Origin of the sequence: Collinsella sp. AF31-11 (assembly GCF_003475605.1) — a bacterium.
GTDB lineage: Bacteria > Actinomycetota > Coriobacteriia > Coriobacteriales > Coriobacteriaceae > Collinsella.
The window spans coordinates 96,989-109,704 of record NZ_QRQS01000003.1 but is presented as its reverse complement, the minus strand read 5'-3'; the positions used below and the strand labels follow the sequence as shown (position 1 = coordinate 109,704).

The window sequence follows — 12,716 nt, the reverse complement described above, 5'->3', positions numbered from 1 at the left end:
AAACCTAAAACCAAAGGAGTACATAATGATCAAGAAGGTCATGGAGGACTACAAGGTCCTGTTGCGGAGCATTCCCGCGGCAACGGTTTCGCTGTTTATCGTGAGCGTTATCATGATGAACCTGCTGGCCAACAAGGAGCTTATCAGCCTGCCGTATCTGGCACTCGATTGCGGCTTTGTGGTGAGCTGGGTTTCGTTTTTGTGCCAGGACATGATTTGCAAGCGCTTTGGCGCCAAGGCATCCATCAAAATTTCTATCCTCGCGTTGGCGGTCAACCTGGCCGTGAGCCTGTGCTTTTGGGCATGCTCGCTCACGCCCGGCATGTGGGGCGCCTACTACGACACGGGTATGATCGAGGTCAACACTGCCCTTAACGCCACCATCGGTGGCACCTGGTATGTGGTGCTGGGCTCTTCGCTGGCAATGCTCGTCTCTGCCGTGGTTAACTCCACACTCAACCAGTCGCTCGGCCGCATGCTCAAAAAGAATAACTTTGCGAGCTTTGCCTTCCGCTCCTATGTGTCTACGGGTGTCGGCCAGTTTATCGACAACCTAGTCTTTGCCATTGTGGTGAGCCACACGTTCTTTGGTTGGACCTGGGTGCAGGTTCTTATGTGCTCGCTGACCGGCGCTGTTGCCGAGCTGCTGTGCGAGGTCTTCCTGAGCCCCGTGGGCTACAAGGTCGTGCGCAGCTGGGAGCGCGAGAATGTGGGCGCCGAGTACCTCAAGCGCCATGCAACCGCCTAAGGAGCAAGCATGCGGGTTTTGATCACGGGTGCTTCGGGTGGTATCGGAGCCGCGTGCGTGCAGCGCTTTTTGGACGAGGGCCACGAGGTCGTGGGCTTTGATCTGCTGCCGGCGGCGATCGAACACGAGCGCTACCGCCATCTGATCGTTGATGTCCGCGAGCCTGACTCGTTTCCAGGCGACCTTGAGCCACAGGTAATCGTGAACGTTGCCGGTGTGCAGGATTCGGCCGACGATATTGCCGCCAACTTGCGTGGCACCATCAACGTGACCGAGCGCTATGCCTTTGTGGGGGAGGGGCTTGCCGCCAAGCCGACACCGGCTATCAAATCCGTGGTCAATGTGGGGTCGGCGAGCGGGCATACGGGATCGGAGTTTCCCGACTATGCCGCCAGCAAGGGCGGCGTTATCGCCTACACCAAGAACCTTGCAAACCGCCTGGCGCCGCAGGCCATCGCCAACAGTGTGGACCCGGGTGGCGTGATTACGCCGCTCAACCGTTGCGTGATGGAAGACGAACACCTGTGGAGCCAGATTATGGAACTCACGCCGCTTAAGCGCTGGGCCACCGCCCAAGAGATCTCCGAGTGGATCTACTTTGTGGGCGTGACCAACCGGTTTATGACCGGGCAGAGCCTGCTGATCGATGGCGGCGAGGCCGGCCGCACGCAATTTATTTGGCCCGAATAGGAAACGCGCCCGATGGAAAGCTGTCGGGCGCGTTTTCGATGTATCGATTTTTATCCGAGCCAAGTCCAGTTAACGGGGGTCGAGCCGTGCTGTTCGAGTAACCGATTGGCAGCGGAGAAGGGACGCGACCCCATAAAAGCGGGGAGTTCTGCCGTGGCACGGTTGGCCGAAAGCGGCGAGGGGTGCGTAGAGGCCAGGCAGAACTTGTCGGTTGCCTTGCCCGCGCCGGTCGTGGCGAGCTTGCCTTCGACCATCTGCTGGGCAAAGCGGCCCCATGCCAAAAAGACTACCGGCTGGGGCAGCTGGTAGCAGCGTTCGATAATGTAGTCGGTCAGGGTACTCCAGCCCAGCTTGGCGTGCGAGTTCGCGGCATGCTCGCGCACGGTGAGCGTGGTGTTGAGGAGCAGGACGCCCTGCTGTGCCCATGGGGTTAGGTCTCCCGTGGAGGGAATGGGACAACCCAGATCGGCATTGAGTTCCTTGTAGATGTTGCGCAGGCTCGGCGGCAACTTGGTTTGCGTCGCGGGGACCGAGAACGACAGCCCCATGGCCTGGTTGGGTCCGTGATAGGGGTCTTGACCCAAGATGACAACCTTGACCTGGTCGGCCGGCGTGTAGGCGAGGGCATTGAGGATGTCGTCTTGTGCCGGGTAGATGGTCTGCTCGGCACGCAAAAGGGCGATACGCTCGAGCAGCTGGTTCGTAGTGTCACGTACCGGCTGCGGCGCATTGCCCAACCAAGTTGCTATGTTGAGGTCGCGGGTTGCGGTGTCCATGGGGCTCCTTTATGGCAGATGCTCTGTTGGCATCTATTGTAAAGGCGCACCGGTTGCCTTTATGCCACGGCTGTATGAAGAGCGGGGTCTACGAGACGTGCTCGGGCGCTCCTGCCATGCGAGCCTGTCCATGCGCGCGAAGGCGCGGAAGTTCGACGGTTGCCACCATGACGCCGGTGAGGATGAGGGCGGCACCAAAGAAGGCGATGGGGCTCAGGACTTCGCCGACCAGGAAGAACGAAAAGACGGCAGAGCATACCGGCTCGAGCGAGAAGGCGAAACCGGTGGTCTCGGCAGGCACATGGGGCTGCACGAGCGTTTGGGTGATAAAGCCGTAAGCAGAGCAGATGAGTGCGAGCGCAATGACGACCACGATCTCGCTGGGCGTACTGGGAAGCGTGAAGCCGCCAAAGGTGAATGCGGCGATGCCCGAGAACAAGCCGCCAAAGCCCAGCTGCCAAACGCCCAGAGCCAGCGGGTCGACATCTTCGACAAAGCGCTTCGCCACAATGATGTGTCCGGCGTAGACAAAGGCGGAGAGCAGCATGATGAGCGCGCCCGGGTTCAGGCTAGTGAAGTCGGCGCCCGAGAGCAGCAACATACCGCAGGTGACGATGGCGGTGCCGACGAGCACTTTGCGCTCGGGGGCGCGGCGCAGCAGGGCGGCGTTGGCAAACGGCACGATTACGACCGTCAGGCTCTGCAAAAAGCCGGCAGTGGAGGCAGAGGTGAGGCTGGAGCCCAGGCACATGCAGGTGAGCTCGGTTGCCATAATGGCGCCGATGATGGCGGCACGGACCATAAGGTCGCGGTTGATGCGCAACGCGTGCTTGTGGAAGAGCAGCAGGCAGACCACAAAGGCGATGATGCAGCGTAGCGCGACGATGCTCGTGGCGTTCATGCTGTCCATGCCGATCTTCATGAGGGGATACGAAAAGCCCCATGCGACGGGAACGGAAAATGAGAGCGCGATTGCTTTTTTGCGATCCATGGGACTCCTTTTGTTACAGAACGGTTTCGCAAAAAGGATTCTGCTCCCAGATATGGATGTAGTAAAGCGAATGTATCTTCAGTATGATTAAGAAATACTAATGTTGGCAGAAAAAGCCCTGGCAAAACGTTTTACGGCTGCATTGATGTGGAGGTGCGATGGCATCGCGGTATCAGATTGTTTGTATGGTGGTCGATCGCGGCAGTCTTAAGGGCGCGGCGGACGAGCTGGGCTATACGCAAAGTGCGGTGAGCCAGGCCGTCAAGGCACTCGAGCGCGAGCTGGGTACCACGCTTATCGAGCGCGGTAAGCAGGGCGTTTCGCTTACGCGCGACGGTAAACAATATCTGCCGTATCTGCGCCAGATTGTGACTGCCGAGGCTGAGCTCGAGGGCAAGCGCCAGGAGTTGCTGGGGCTTTCGTCGACCGATATTCGCATCGCGACGTTTACCAACGTGAGTCGAACCGTGTTACCGCGTGTGATCCGCGACTTTGGGGCGCTGCACCCGGGCGTACGCTTTACCCTTAAGCAGGGCGACTACACGCGCAACGCCCAATGGGTGCACGATGGCGTGGTCGATTTTTGCTTTACGGCACGCGGGTTTACCGCTGGCCTCGAGAAGCGCGTGGTCTATCACGACGAGTTGGTGGCACTGTTGCCTGTCGCGCATCCGCTGGCGGCAAAGGAAAAGGTGACACTCGCCGACCTGGCTTCCGAGCCGTTTGTGCTTCTGGATGAGGGCGAACAGAGCCTGGTGCTCGATGCATTCGCGGCGCATGGCCTGTCGCCGCACGTGACGAGCGAGGTCACCGACGACTACACCATCATGGCGATGGTGGAGGAGGGCCTAGGCGTGAGCATGCTCTACCGTCGTACTGTGGAGGGCATGCGTGCCGATATTCGCGTACGTCCCATCGTGCACGCCCCCTCGCGCGACGTAGTGGCGGCCTGGCGCAGCTGGGACACCATGCCCATCGCCACGAGGCGCTTTATCGACTATATGAGCTCGCATATTGTCAATTAATGACTGGCGCGGCGTTGAGTGCGGTGTTTAGCGGGCTGTCGCTTTGGCTTGGGTGACACGATAGGTGCGTGCCGGGTGGCAGAGTAGCACCGCCACGACCATAAAGAACGCCGTGGTGCCCAGGCTGATGGGGTAGACCATCATGATGTTCGCAAAGGTGCGGAAGTGCGGGAACACGCAGAACACCCAATAGAAGCGGATGCCGCAGACGCAGATCATGGTGATGAGGGCGGGCGTGAGCGAGATACCAAAGCCGCGCAGGTAGCCGGACATGTTTTCGTAGAACATGCTAAAGGCGTACGCCGGGAAGATCGAACACACGCGGATATAGCCGATCGAGACGATGTTGGGGTCACTGTTGAACAGTGCCAGGATCTCGCGCCCCAGACCGACGATGACGATAATCGTGGTGAGCGCAACGATGCCGCCTTCGACCAGGCAGACCTTGAGCGTCTTGGTGCAGCGGTCAATCTGGCGTGCGCCGTGGTTTTGTCCCACAAAGGTGGTGCAAGCCTGGCTAAAGCTGTTGAGCAGGTTGTAGCACACGTACTCCAAGCTCATGGCGGCGCTCGATGCGGCCATGACTTCGGTGCCCAGGCTGTTGATGGCGGACTGGATGATGATGTTGGCAACGGCAAAGACGGCGCTCTGAATACCGGCGGGCAAGCCGATCTTAACGATGCGCTTGAGGGAAACGGGGTCTAAGCCTAAGTCGCGCGGGGTGACGCGGACGACGGAGTCGGTCTTGAGCAGGCGGATAAAGAGCGTAGCGGCGCTGACGGTGTAGGCGATGGCGGTGGCGATGGCGACGCCCGCGACGCCCCAGTGGAGTACGGGGACAAAGATGAGGTCCAGGCCAATGTTGAGGACGGTGGACACGGCAAGCGCCTGCAGCGGCATACGGGTGATGCCGACGGAGCGGAAGATCGCGGCCTCAAAGTTGTAGAGCAAGATCGAGGGCATGCTGAGCAAAAAGACGCGCAGGTAGAGCGAAGCGAGCGGCATGGTTTCGGCAGGAACGTTGAGCGCGGCGAGCATGGGCTCGGCAAAGATCTCGCCCAGCGCGATGACGACAAAGCCCACGAGCGCCATTAAAACCGAGGTATGGACGGCACGTTTGACCATGTTCTGATCGTTGCGGCCGATAGCGTTGGCGATGACCACATTTGAGCCAAGCGACATGCCGATAAACAGGTTGAGCATAAGACTGGTAAGCGGAACATTGGAGCCGACCGCTGCCATGGCAAGGGTTCCCTGGTCGCCCGAGAAGTTGCCGATGATGACCGTGGCGATGAGGTTCGATAGCTGTTCCAAGATGCTCGTGGCGGCCACGGGGAAGGCGAACAGGGGAATATTGCGCCACAGCGAGCCGGTGGTCATGTCAATGTGCTTAGATGCGGTATCGGCCATATACTCTCAATCTCTAATATGCTATTTCGTGCTTATTTGCGCAGACGATGATACTCCTAATGCAACCAGTCGGTACTTAGATAGTCGTTGGGACGTTCTTAAACGACTGGTCATTCAATAACGTCCCCGATGACTAGGTGGGGAAGGCGTGCGACAATGGTGGGCGTTGTGTTGTTCGCGCTAAGGAGTTGCCATGTTGTTGTGTCCCGTTTGCCATGAGCCGTTGGTGGACGACGAGCGCGGTGCTACATGCGCGGGCGGACACCGGTTTGACCGTGCGCGCGAGGGCTATCTAAATTTGCTGCGCTCGTCCAAGAGCGGCGACTCCATGGGCGATCCCAAGTCGCAGGCGCGCAGTCGTCGCGACTTTCTTAACCGCGGTTACTACGCGCCGTTGCGCGATGCGATGGTCGAGCTGGTGCGCAAGCAGGTGTCTGGACGTGCAACGTCTGCGAATGGCCCCATGACGCTGCTCGATATTTGCTGCGGCGAGGGCTACTACACCAGTGCCATGGGTGCGGTGCCGGGCGTGGATGCTTACGGTTTCGACCTGGGCAAAGAGATGGTGCGCCTGGCCGCCAAGCGCGGCGATGCGACCTATTTTGTGGCCAACATGAAGGATATCCCCGTGGCCGATGGCGCCTTCGATATGGTGACCGAGCTCTTTGCTCCCTTTAACGAGCGCGAGTTTGCTCGCGTGCTGGTGCCCGAGGGCTCGCTCTACACCGTGGTGCCGGGTGCCCATCATCTGTTTGGGCTCAAGGAGGTGCTCTACGACAGGCCATACCTCAATGACGAGAAGCTGCCGAAGACTACCGAGCTCGAGTTGGTCGGAACGCGGCGCGTGACAGCTTCTATCACCCTCCAGACCCAGGCCGACATCGAGGCGGTGTTCCAGATGACGCCGTACTGCTACCGCACGCGCCCCGCCGACAAAGCACGCCTGGCAAACCTCGATACCCTTCAGACCGACATCGACTTCATCATCGCCGAGTACCGCCACAGCTAACCTACAAAAAAGGGACAGGTTTATTTTGGCGGGTTTTATCTGGGCAAACGTAAAGGGCCGACCGCGTTGCTGCGCGATCGGCCCTTTTTAGTTGCTTGGCTGCAGAGGTTATGAGAAGCGAGCGCTTACAGACGGTCCTTGTTTTCGGCCTTAACGGCGCGCGCCTGCTGAATAAAGAACAGGTCGTAGACCACGATGACAAAGGCGCCGATATTGACGGCGCTGCCGCCGAGCGCGGGAAGGGTAAGCACAGCCTGGACGAGCGTAGCGACCGCGGCAACGATACCGAGCTTAAACGCGCCATCCACCTGCGAAGGCTTGTTGGCACCCTTGATGCCCGCAACACCTGCGGCAAGATCGACAACGCCCTTGGCAATCACAACGACAGCAGCGAGTATGGCGTTCGATCCGTAGACGGATTCTAATTTGCCGGTCGCGATGCCGGCGATTCCGATGACGAGGCTGGCGATGCCTAAAACAAAATAGATGAGGGCAAGGATTTTGAGTGTCTTGCGCGCGGCGCTCATAGGTAGTCCTTTCGATTCGGGAGCTGCCAGTCTGGCGCGTCCCATAAGCTGCACATATCGTGAAGCACATTGTAGTTCAACGTGATGGCGTGTGTGCTAGAAAGCGCTTCTCGCCTGTGCAGAGCAATCTTTCAAAAAGGAAAGCTGGACGTAAGCCAAATCGATGGCAGCACATGTGCGGCGCTGCGATGATGAGGTCGTGATAAGGAGTTGGTCTAAGGAGGAGCCATGATGTACGGAACAGGGCAAGTGCGCGAGCCGCGGTCGTTGGGAAGGCGCATGAGTGATTCTGTGATCGCTGCCGTATGCACGGGATTGATGGCGGTGCTTTGCATTGGGATGCTGTGGGCCATGTCGCATGTGGGACAATAGCGGACGGTTGAGTGCCGACAGGGGCGGCGCTCACGTATTCAGTTTGCTTGTAAAGGAGTGCCCATGGGCCGCATCGATCCCTTTTCTGTTGCTCGGGCCGCGGGGCTTGAGCTGACCGGGAAGCCCGAGGGCCTCACGCTCACCGACGGCGCGATGGAGCTACGTGCCGATTTTGCCCGCATGCTTCCACGGCTCAAGCAGGGCCGTCTGCAGCAAGAGCTGCTGGTGAAGGCTGCGCGCACGAAAGGCATCGAGCAGCCATGGGCGATTGACGCCACGGCAGGCTTTGGCGAGGATTCGCTGCTGCTGGCCGCCACGGGCTTTACCGTCGATCTGTATGAACAGGATTGCGTGATTGCGGCATTGCTCAAGGATGCCTTGGACCGCGCGGCGGATGATCCGGCGCTTGCGGCTGCCGTGGCACGCATGCGCTTGCATGCGGGCGAGGACAGCATTGCCGGCCTTCGCCATACGGCTGAGCTGGTCGAGCGCGGTGAGCTCGCGGCTCCCGATGTGGTGTATTTGGACCCCATGTTTCCCGAGCGCACCAAGAGCGCGGCGGTTAAAAAGAAGTTCCAGCTCTTGCACCATTTGGAGCAGCCGTGTGCCGATGAGGAGACGCTGGTCGAGGCTGCTCTTGCGCCGTGCCCGCGCAAGGTTGTTATCAAGCGGCCAGTGAAGGGGCCGCTGCTTGCCGGCGTTAAGCCGAGCTATCGGCTTGCGGGCAAGGCTGTCCGCTACGATGTTTTGGTGCCGCCGCGCCCGTAGCCTGCGCACGATGGCCGGTGCTGCGTGAGCGTCGCGCCGATGCAGCGCCTATTTCCAAGGGTGCGACGTCAAATGCCACCCGCCGCAGTATTCGCATTTGTAGCAGGTCAAGCCACGCCGCCCATGGTTTTCGCAGTCGGCCATAACGGCCTCGGCCTCGGCGCGTGTGTCGTAGCGGTTTTTGCGCTCGCACGACTTGTAGCGCCAAGCCTCATCGCGCTCGGCGTCCAGGGCGTCGCGCCGCTCGTCCTCGCGCGCAAACAGGTCGCTCATATCGCCGCCGGTGGCAGCGCCCAAAAACTCGCTTTTGGCCTTTGACCAGGCGGCTCGCTTTTTGCTTCCCATCTGCTTCGTGTCCTTTCCAAACGCTGGTATCATTGCTCAATCAAAGTGATACCAATAAACGTGAGGTCGCCGCGTGATGATCAGAAAAACCCTCGATACCGACATTCCCGCCGTCATGGCCATCTATGACGTCGCCCGCGCCTTTATGCGCGCGCATGGCAACGCCACGCAGTGGCCCGAGGGCACGCCTTCGGCCGAGCAGCTGACTGCCGATATCGCCGCCGGCGGCAGCTATGTGTGCGAAGTCGACGGTCGCGTGGTGGCGACGTTTGCCTTTTTGCCGGGCCCGGACGAGTGCTATGACGTCATCGAGGACGGTCAGTGGCGTAGCGACACTCCGTACGCCGTGCTGCACCGCGTGGCGTCCGACGGCACCGTGCACGGTATCGCGGCCGCGATGTTTGCCTTTGCCAAGGAGCGTGCCGACCATCTGCGTATCGATACGCACGCGGACAACCTGCCCATGCAGGGTGCGAGCATGAAGGCGGGGTTCGAGCGCGCCGGAGTCGTGTATGTGTCGGACGGCACGCCGCGTGTTGCGTTCGACTGGCTGCGCGAGGCATAAGAGCGAGGACGCGTATCAACAATCCATGTACATGAAAATGGCCCCGGGCGGGGCCATTTTCGTTCGATGCGCTGTTTTGCAAGCCGGCTTTCGCAAGGCGCGAACCTGCGAAAATCGCCGCGCGGCAACGCGGGGCGATGAGCTCGGTCGGGGGATAGGGCCCGCTTCGCCCGCCGGCCCGTAAATTGTATCATCCAGTGTGGAACGAGGGTGCCCGTTGCCACGTGCGATGGGCTTGCAATAAGAGGAGAGCCATGTCGAAGCAAGCGGTCGTTGGAATCTTGGCGCATGTCGATGCCGGCAAGACTACGCTGGCCGAGGCCATGCTGTTCAACGCAGGTCGCATTCGCAAGCGCGGCCGTGTGGACGACGGCGACTCGCACCTGGATACCAACGCTATCGAACGCGAGCGCGGCATCACGATTTTCTCGTCGCAGGCCGTGCTCGACCACGGCGATACCCACGTCATGCTCGTGGACGCCCCCGGTCACGTCGATTTTTCGGCCGAGGCGGAGCGCACGCTGCGCGCGCTCGACTATGCGATTTTGGTTGTGGGCGCCAACGATGGCGTGCAGGGACACACCGAAACCCTGTGGCGCCTGCTTGCGCGCTATGACATCCCGACGTTCGTCTTTATCAACAAAATTGATTTGGAGAATCCCGGCCGCGATGTTTTACTGGCACAACTTGGGCAGCGCCTTTCCGAGGGCTGCCTAGATGCCAGCGAACTACTGGCGGGTGGTGCCGTTCAAGAGGACGCTGCTGCGTTGGACGAGGCGGCGCTCGATGAGTTTCTTGAGACGGGCGAGCTTTCTGTCGCAACGCTGTCGCGCATGGTTGTCGAGCGCAAGCTCTTTCCCTGCTTTGCCGGCTCGGCGCTCAAGGACCAGGGCGTGGGCGAGCTGCTGGATGGCATGTGCACGCTGATGCGTGAACAGGCGTGGGCCCCGGAGTTCGCCGCGCGTGTCTATCGCGTCAGCCGAGGTGTTCGTGGCGAGCGCTTGGCTTGGGTTAAAGTGACCGGCGGCGCGCTACGTGCAAAACAGATGATCGAGGGGCGCTCCGGTGCCGAGGTATGGGGGCAGAAAGTCGATCAGGTGCGCATCTATAACGGAGAGAAGTACGAGCTTGCCCAGGAAGTTGCCGCTGGCGGTATTTGTGCCGTGACGGGTCTTGCGCACGTTCGCCCGGGGGATGCCTTGGGTGTGGAGCCCGGGTGCGATGCGCCCGTCATTGCGCCGGTCCTTACCTATACGGTGCTCCCGGGCGAACATGATGTCCATGCGGTGTTTAAAGCGCTGACTGAGCTGGCGGACGAAGACCCCATGCTCGGCGTAAGCTGGAATACGCATCTTGAGCAGATTCACTTGCAGTTGATGGGCGCCGTGCAGCTAGAGGTCGTGCAGCGGGTGTTGGCCGATCGCTTTGGCCTTTCGATTGAGTTTGAGCCCGGCGGCATTCTCTATAAGGAGACGATCTCGCAGCCGGTCGAGGGCGTGGGCCACTTTGAACCGCTGCGCCATTACGCCGAGGTGCACCTGCGCCTGGAGCCGCTGCCAGCGGGTTCGGGCGTGCAGGTTGGCACCGTGACCTCGACCGACGAGCTCGATCTGAACTGGCAGCGTTTGGCACTCACCAACGCCATGGAGCGCGATCACCTGGGCGTGTTGACCGGCTCGCCCATCACCGATGTGCGCATTACGCTTACGGGTGGCCGTGCACATGCCAAACACACCGAAGGCGGTGATTTTCGCCAGGCCACGTACCGCGCGATTCGTCAGGGTTTGATGCGGGCACGCGAGGCGGGTGCGGCGGTGCTGTTGGAGCCGTGGTACCACTTTGAGCTCGAGGTGCCGGGAGATTGCGTGGGCAGGGCGCTTTCGGATGTCACGCGCATGGGCGCCGAGTACGAGCCGCCGGCGATGGCGGGCGACCGGGCGAAGCTTGTGGGTCGCGTGCCAGCATCCGAGGTACAGGATTATGCGCTGGAGGTGGCTGCCTACACGAGCGGCCGCGGACATCTGTACCTGGAGTTCGCCGGTTATGCGGCATGCCATGATGCCGAGCGCGTCATCGAGACGGCCGCCTACGAGCCCGAGGCCGATCTGCCCAACACGCCCGATTCGGTCTTTTGCGCCCACGGCGCCGGCTATACGGTCAAATGGTACGACGTGCCCGCCGCGGCACACGTAAAGATCGATCCCGCCACCTTCCGCCCCTATCGCCCCGCCGACGCGGAATTTTTCGGCTACATGTGACAAAGGGACAGTCCCTTTGTCACATTCAGTTGGTGTAACTCGGTATAAGTTGGTATAACTATTACCAGCGTTTGCCAATCCGAGGAGGCCGACATGAATCCAAATCCCTTTAAGCCAACGGCTGGTAAGCGACCTCCGGTGCTCATCGGTCGCGAGTCGGTCATCGAAGATTTTGAGGAAGGACTCGATAACGGCGCGGGAGCGCCGGGCAGGCTCATGCTCATTACGGGAAACCGCGGCTGCGGCAAGACGGTTCTCCTACGGGAGCTGCAACGTCTGGCCAGCGAGCGCGGATGGGCGGTTGTCTCCGATTCCGCTTCGCTTGGTTTATGCGACCGCTTGACCGACGCGCTTCGCTCGAATAAACCCGTTGTGACGTCAATGGAGTTTGGTCCGTCATTTGGCCGAATGTCGGTCGAGGCGGCGCGGGCAAAAGGCGAGACGTTGCGAGGGCTGGTCAACGAACGTCTCAAGAAACTCGGCCCAAGCAAGGGTATTCTGTTTGCGATTGACGAGGCTCAATCTGCGTCTATCGAGGAACTGGCGGCTCTCGCCGTTCTCTATCAGCAGGTGCTCGGAGATCAGGATGCCACGGGCTTGCCCGATAGCGACCAGCGTGGTCTTGCGCTGGTTTTTGCCGGCTTGCCCAGTATGGTTGACGATCTGCTCGAAGAGCCGAGCGTGACGTTTTTGCGACGCGCCCAGCAGCGTACGTTGGGGGCGATTTCTTTGCCCAAGGTGCGCGATTCATATGTCCAGACGATCGAGTACGCCGGCCTTTCCGTTGATGCGGAGACGGCGAACCTTGCGGCACACAAGAGCATGGGGCATCCCTATATGGTTCAGCTGGTGGGATATTACATGTGGCGGTCTGCTGTCCGGCGTGGCTCACAGGTCATTGAAAGGCGCGATGTCGAGGATGGCCATGCGGATGCCGTCTCCGAGTTCTACGAAGCGGTTGACGCGCCTCTGTATTACGGGTTGCGTAGTCCGCAGCGTCTCTTTATCGAGGCCATGGCGGTTGACGAGGACAAGCCGACGCGTATGGCGGATATCATTGAGCGCTGCGACCGTACCCAGAGCTGGGCGAGTAAATATCGCGCAAGCCTGATTCGCGAGCGCGTCATCGAGGCTGCCGGATACGGCCTCGTCCGGTTTAGCGTGCCTATGCTGGGCAAATACATTCGCGATCGTGTTTTATGGCACGAGTGATGTGACAAAGGGACTGTCCC

The 12,716-nt window shown here is 60.3% G+C and carries 13 protein-coding genes; 8 read left to right on the top strand and 5 right to left on the bottom strand.

The genetic code is table 11. The features are described from left to right. The first annotated feature begins 25 nt into the window (after positions 1 to 25). Positions 26 to 748, top strand: coding sequence for a VUT family protein (locus DWZ22_RS02515; RefSeq protein ID WP_233502109.1), 723 nt, complete (start codon positions 26 to 28; stop codon positions 746 to 748). A gap of 9 nt (positions 749 to 757) precedes the next feature. Next, positions 758 to 1,438, top strand: coding sequence for an SDR family NAD(P)-dependent oxidoreductase (locus DWZ22_RS02510; RefSeq protein WP_117734570.1), 681 nt, complete (start codon positions 758 to 760; stop codon positions 1,436 to 1,438). 50 nt (positions 1,439 to 1,488) lie between these two features. On the opposite strand, the gene DWZ22_RS02505 is transcribed toward DWZ22_RS02510, so the two are convergent. Both DWZ22_RS02505 and DWZ22_RS02500 read right to left on the bottom strand, forming a co-directional pair. Beyond that, positions 1,489 to 2,214, bottom strand: a complete 726-nt coding sequence (locus tag DWZ22_RS02505) for a uracil-DNA glycosylase (protein ID WP_117734569.1) — start codon at positions 2,212 to 2,214, stop codon at positions 1,489 to 1,491. Positions 2,215 to 2,302: 88 nt separating this feature from the next. Continuing rightward, the gene (locus DWZ22_RS02500) at positions 2,303 to 3,205 is read right to left on the bottom strand and encodes a DMT family transporter (protein ID WP_117734568.1); all 903 of its coding nucleotides are present in this window, start codon (positions 3,203 to 3,205) and stop codon (positions 2,303 to 2,305) included. A 158-nt stretch (positions 3,206 to 3,363) separates the two neighbouring features. Between DWZ22_RS02500 and DWZ22_RS02495 the strand changes: the two genes are divergently transcribed. Continuing rightward, positions 3,364 to 4,230, top strand: a complete 867-nt coding sequence (locus DWZ22_RS02495; RefSeq protein WP_117734567.1) for a LysR family transcriptional regulator — start codon at positions 3,364 to 3,366, stop codon at positions 4,228 to 4,230. 27 nt (positions 4,231 to 4,257) lie between these two features. On the opposite strand, the gene DWZ22_RS02490 is transcribed toward DWZ22_RS02495, so the two are convergent. Continuing rightward, positions 4,258 to 5,640 carry an MATE family efflux transporter gene (locus tag DWZ22_RS02490; protein ID WP_118405336.1) on the bottom strand — a complete coding sequence of 461 codons (1,383 nt, stop codon included), beginning with the start codon at positions 5,638 to 5,640 and terminating at the stop codon, positions 4,258 to 4,260. A 193-nt stretch (positions 5,641 to 5,833) separates the two neighbouring features. Here DWZ22_RS02490 and DWZ22_RS02485 point away from each other — a divergent pair, with 193 nt between their 5' ends. Then, a complete protein-coding gene (locus tag DWZ22_RS02485; protein WP_118405335.1) occupies positions 5,834 to 6,649 on the top strand; it encodes a putative RNA methyltransferase in 816 nt (271 codons plus the stop codon). A 125-nt stretch (positions 6,650 to 6,774) separates the two neighbouring features. On the opposite strand, the gene DWZ22_RS02480 is transcribed toward DWZ22_RS02485, so the two are convergent. Next, positions 6,775 to 7,176 carry a hypothetical protein gene (locus tag DWZ22_RS02480; protein ID WP_118405334.1) on the bottom strand — a complete coding sequence of 134 codons (402 nt, stop codon included), beginning with the start codon at positions 7,174 to 7,176 and terminating at the stop codon, positions 6,775 to 6,777. Positions 7,177 to 7,611: 435 nt separating this feature from the next. Here DWZ22_RS02480 and DWZ22_RS02475 point away from each other — a divergent pair, with 435 nt between their 5' ends. Continuing rightward, a complete protein-coding gene (locus DWZ22_RS02475) occupies positions 7,612 to 8,316 on the top strand; it encodes a class I SAM-dependent methyltransferase (RefSeq protein WP_118405333.1) in 705 nt (234 codons plus the stop codon). Positions 8,317 to 8,364: 48 nt separating this feature from the next. On the opposite strand, the gene DWZ22_RS02470 is transcribed toward DWZ22_RS02475, so the two are convergent. After that, the gene (locus DWZ22_RS02470; protein ID WP_117743306.1) at positions 8,365 to 8,661 is read right to left on the bottom strand and encodes a hypothetical protein; all 297 of its coding nucleotides are present in this window, start codon (positions 8,659 to 8,661) and stop codon (positions 8,365 to 8,367) included. Between the two features lie 76 nt (positions 8,662 to 8,737). Between DWZ22_RS02470 and DWZ22_RS02465 the strand changes: the two genes are divergently transcribed. The 3 genes from DWZ22_RS02465 to DWZ22_RS02455 all read left to right on the top strand — a co-directional run bounded on the left by DWZ22_RS02465 (position 8,738) and on the right by DWZ22_RS02455 (position 12,696). Next, the gene (locus DWZ22_RS02465; RefSeq protein ID WP_117734562.1) at positions 8,738 to 9,226 is read left to right on the top strand and encodes an N-acetyltransferase; all 489 of its coding nucleotides are present in this window, start codon (positions 8,738 to 8,740) and stop codon (positions 9,224 to 9,226) included. Between the two features lie 254 nt (positions 9,227 to 9,480). After that, entirely contained in the window at positions 9,481 to 11,484 is a 2,004-nt protein-coding gene (locus tag DWZ22_RS02460) for a translation factor GTPase family protein (RefSeq protein ID WP_118405332.1), read from the top strand. Between the two features lie 93 nt (positions 11,485 to 11,577). Then, a complete protein-coding gene (locus tag DWZ22_RS02455) occupies positions 11,578 to 12,696 on the top strand; it encodes an AAA family ATPase (protein ID WP_118405331.1) in 1,119 nt (372 codons plus the stop codon). Positions 12,697 to 12,716 lie beyond the last annotated feature (20 nt).

Excerpts from the sequence above, each read along its gene's own strand:
- DWZ22_RS02470 (WP_117743306.1), bottom strand. The coding sequence starts at position 8,661 with ATGGGAAGCAAAAAGCGAGCCGCCTGGTCAAAGGCCAAAAGCGAGTTT.
- DWZ22_RS02455 (WP_118405331.1), top strand. The coding sequence starts at position 11,578 with ATGAATCCAAATCCCTTTAAGCCAACGGCTGGTAAGCGACCTCCGGTG.
- DWZ22_RS02465 (WP_117734562.1), top strand. The coding sequence starts at position 8,738 with ATGATCAGAAAAACCCTCGATACCGACATTCCCGCCGTCATGGCCATC.
- DWZ22_RS02495 (WP_117734567.1), top strand. The coding sequence starts at position 3,364 with ATGGCATCGCGGTATCAGATTGTTTGTATGGTGGTCGATCGCGGCAGT.
- DWZ22_RS02515 (WP_233502109.1), top strand. The coding sequence starts at position 26 with ATGATCAAGAAGGTCATGGAGGACTACAAGGTCCTGTTGCGGAGCATT.
- DWZ22_RS02500 (WP_117734568.1), bottom strand. The coding sequence starts at position 3,205 with ATGGATCGCAAAAAAGCAATCGCGCTCTCATTTTCCGTTCCCGTCGCA.
- DWZ22_RS02475 (WP_118405333.1), top strand. The coding sequence starts at position 7,612 with ATGGGCCGCATCGATCCCTTTTCTGTTGCTCGGGCCGCGGGGCTTGAG.
- DWZ22_RS02460 (WP_118405332.1), top strand. The coding sequence starts at position 9,481 with ATGTCGAAGCAAGCGGTCGTTGGAATCTTGGCGCATGTCGATGCCGGC.
- DWZ22_RS02490 (WP_118405336.1), bottom strand. The coding sequence starts at position 5,640 with ATGGCCGATACCGCATCTAAGCACATTGACATGACCACCGGCTCGCTG.
- DWZ22_RS02485 (WP_118405335.1), top strand. The coding sequence starts at position 5,834 with ATGTTGTTGTGTCCCGTTTGCCATGAGCCGTTGGTGGACGACGAGCGC.
- DWZ22_RS02480 (WP_118405334.1), bottom strand. The coding sequence starts at position 7,176 with ATGAGCGCCGCGCGCAAGACACTCAAAATCCTTGCCCTCATCTATTTT.
- DWZ22_RS02505 (WP_117734569.1), bottom strand. The coding sequence starts at position 2,214 with ATGGACACCGCAACCCGCGACCTCAACATAGCAACTTGGTTGGGCAAT.
- DWZ22_RS02510 (WP_117734570.1), top strand. The coding sequence starts at position 758 with ATGCGGGTTTTGATCACGGGTGCTTCGGGTGGTATCGGAGCCGCGTGC.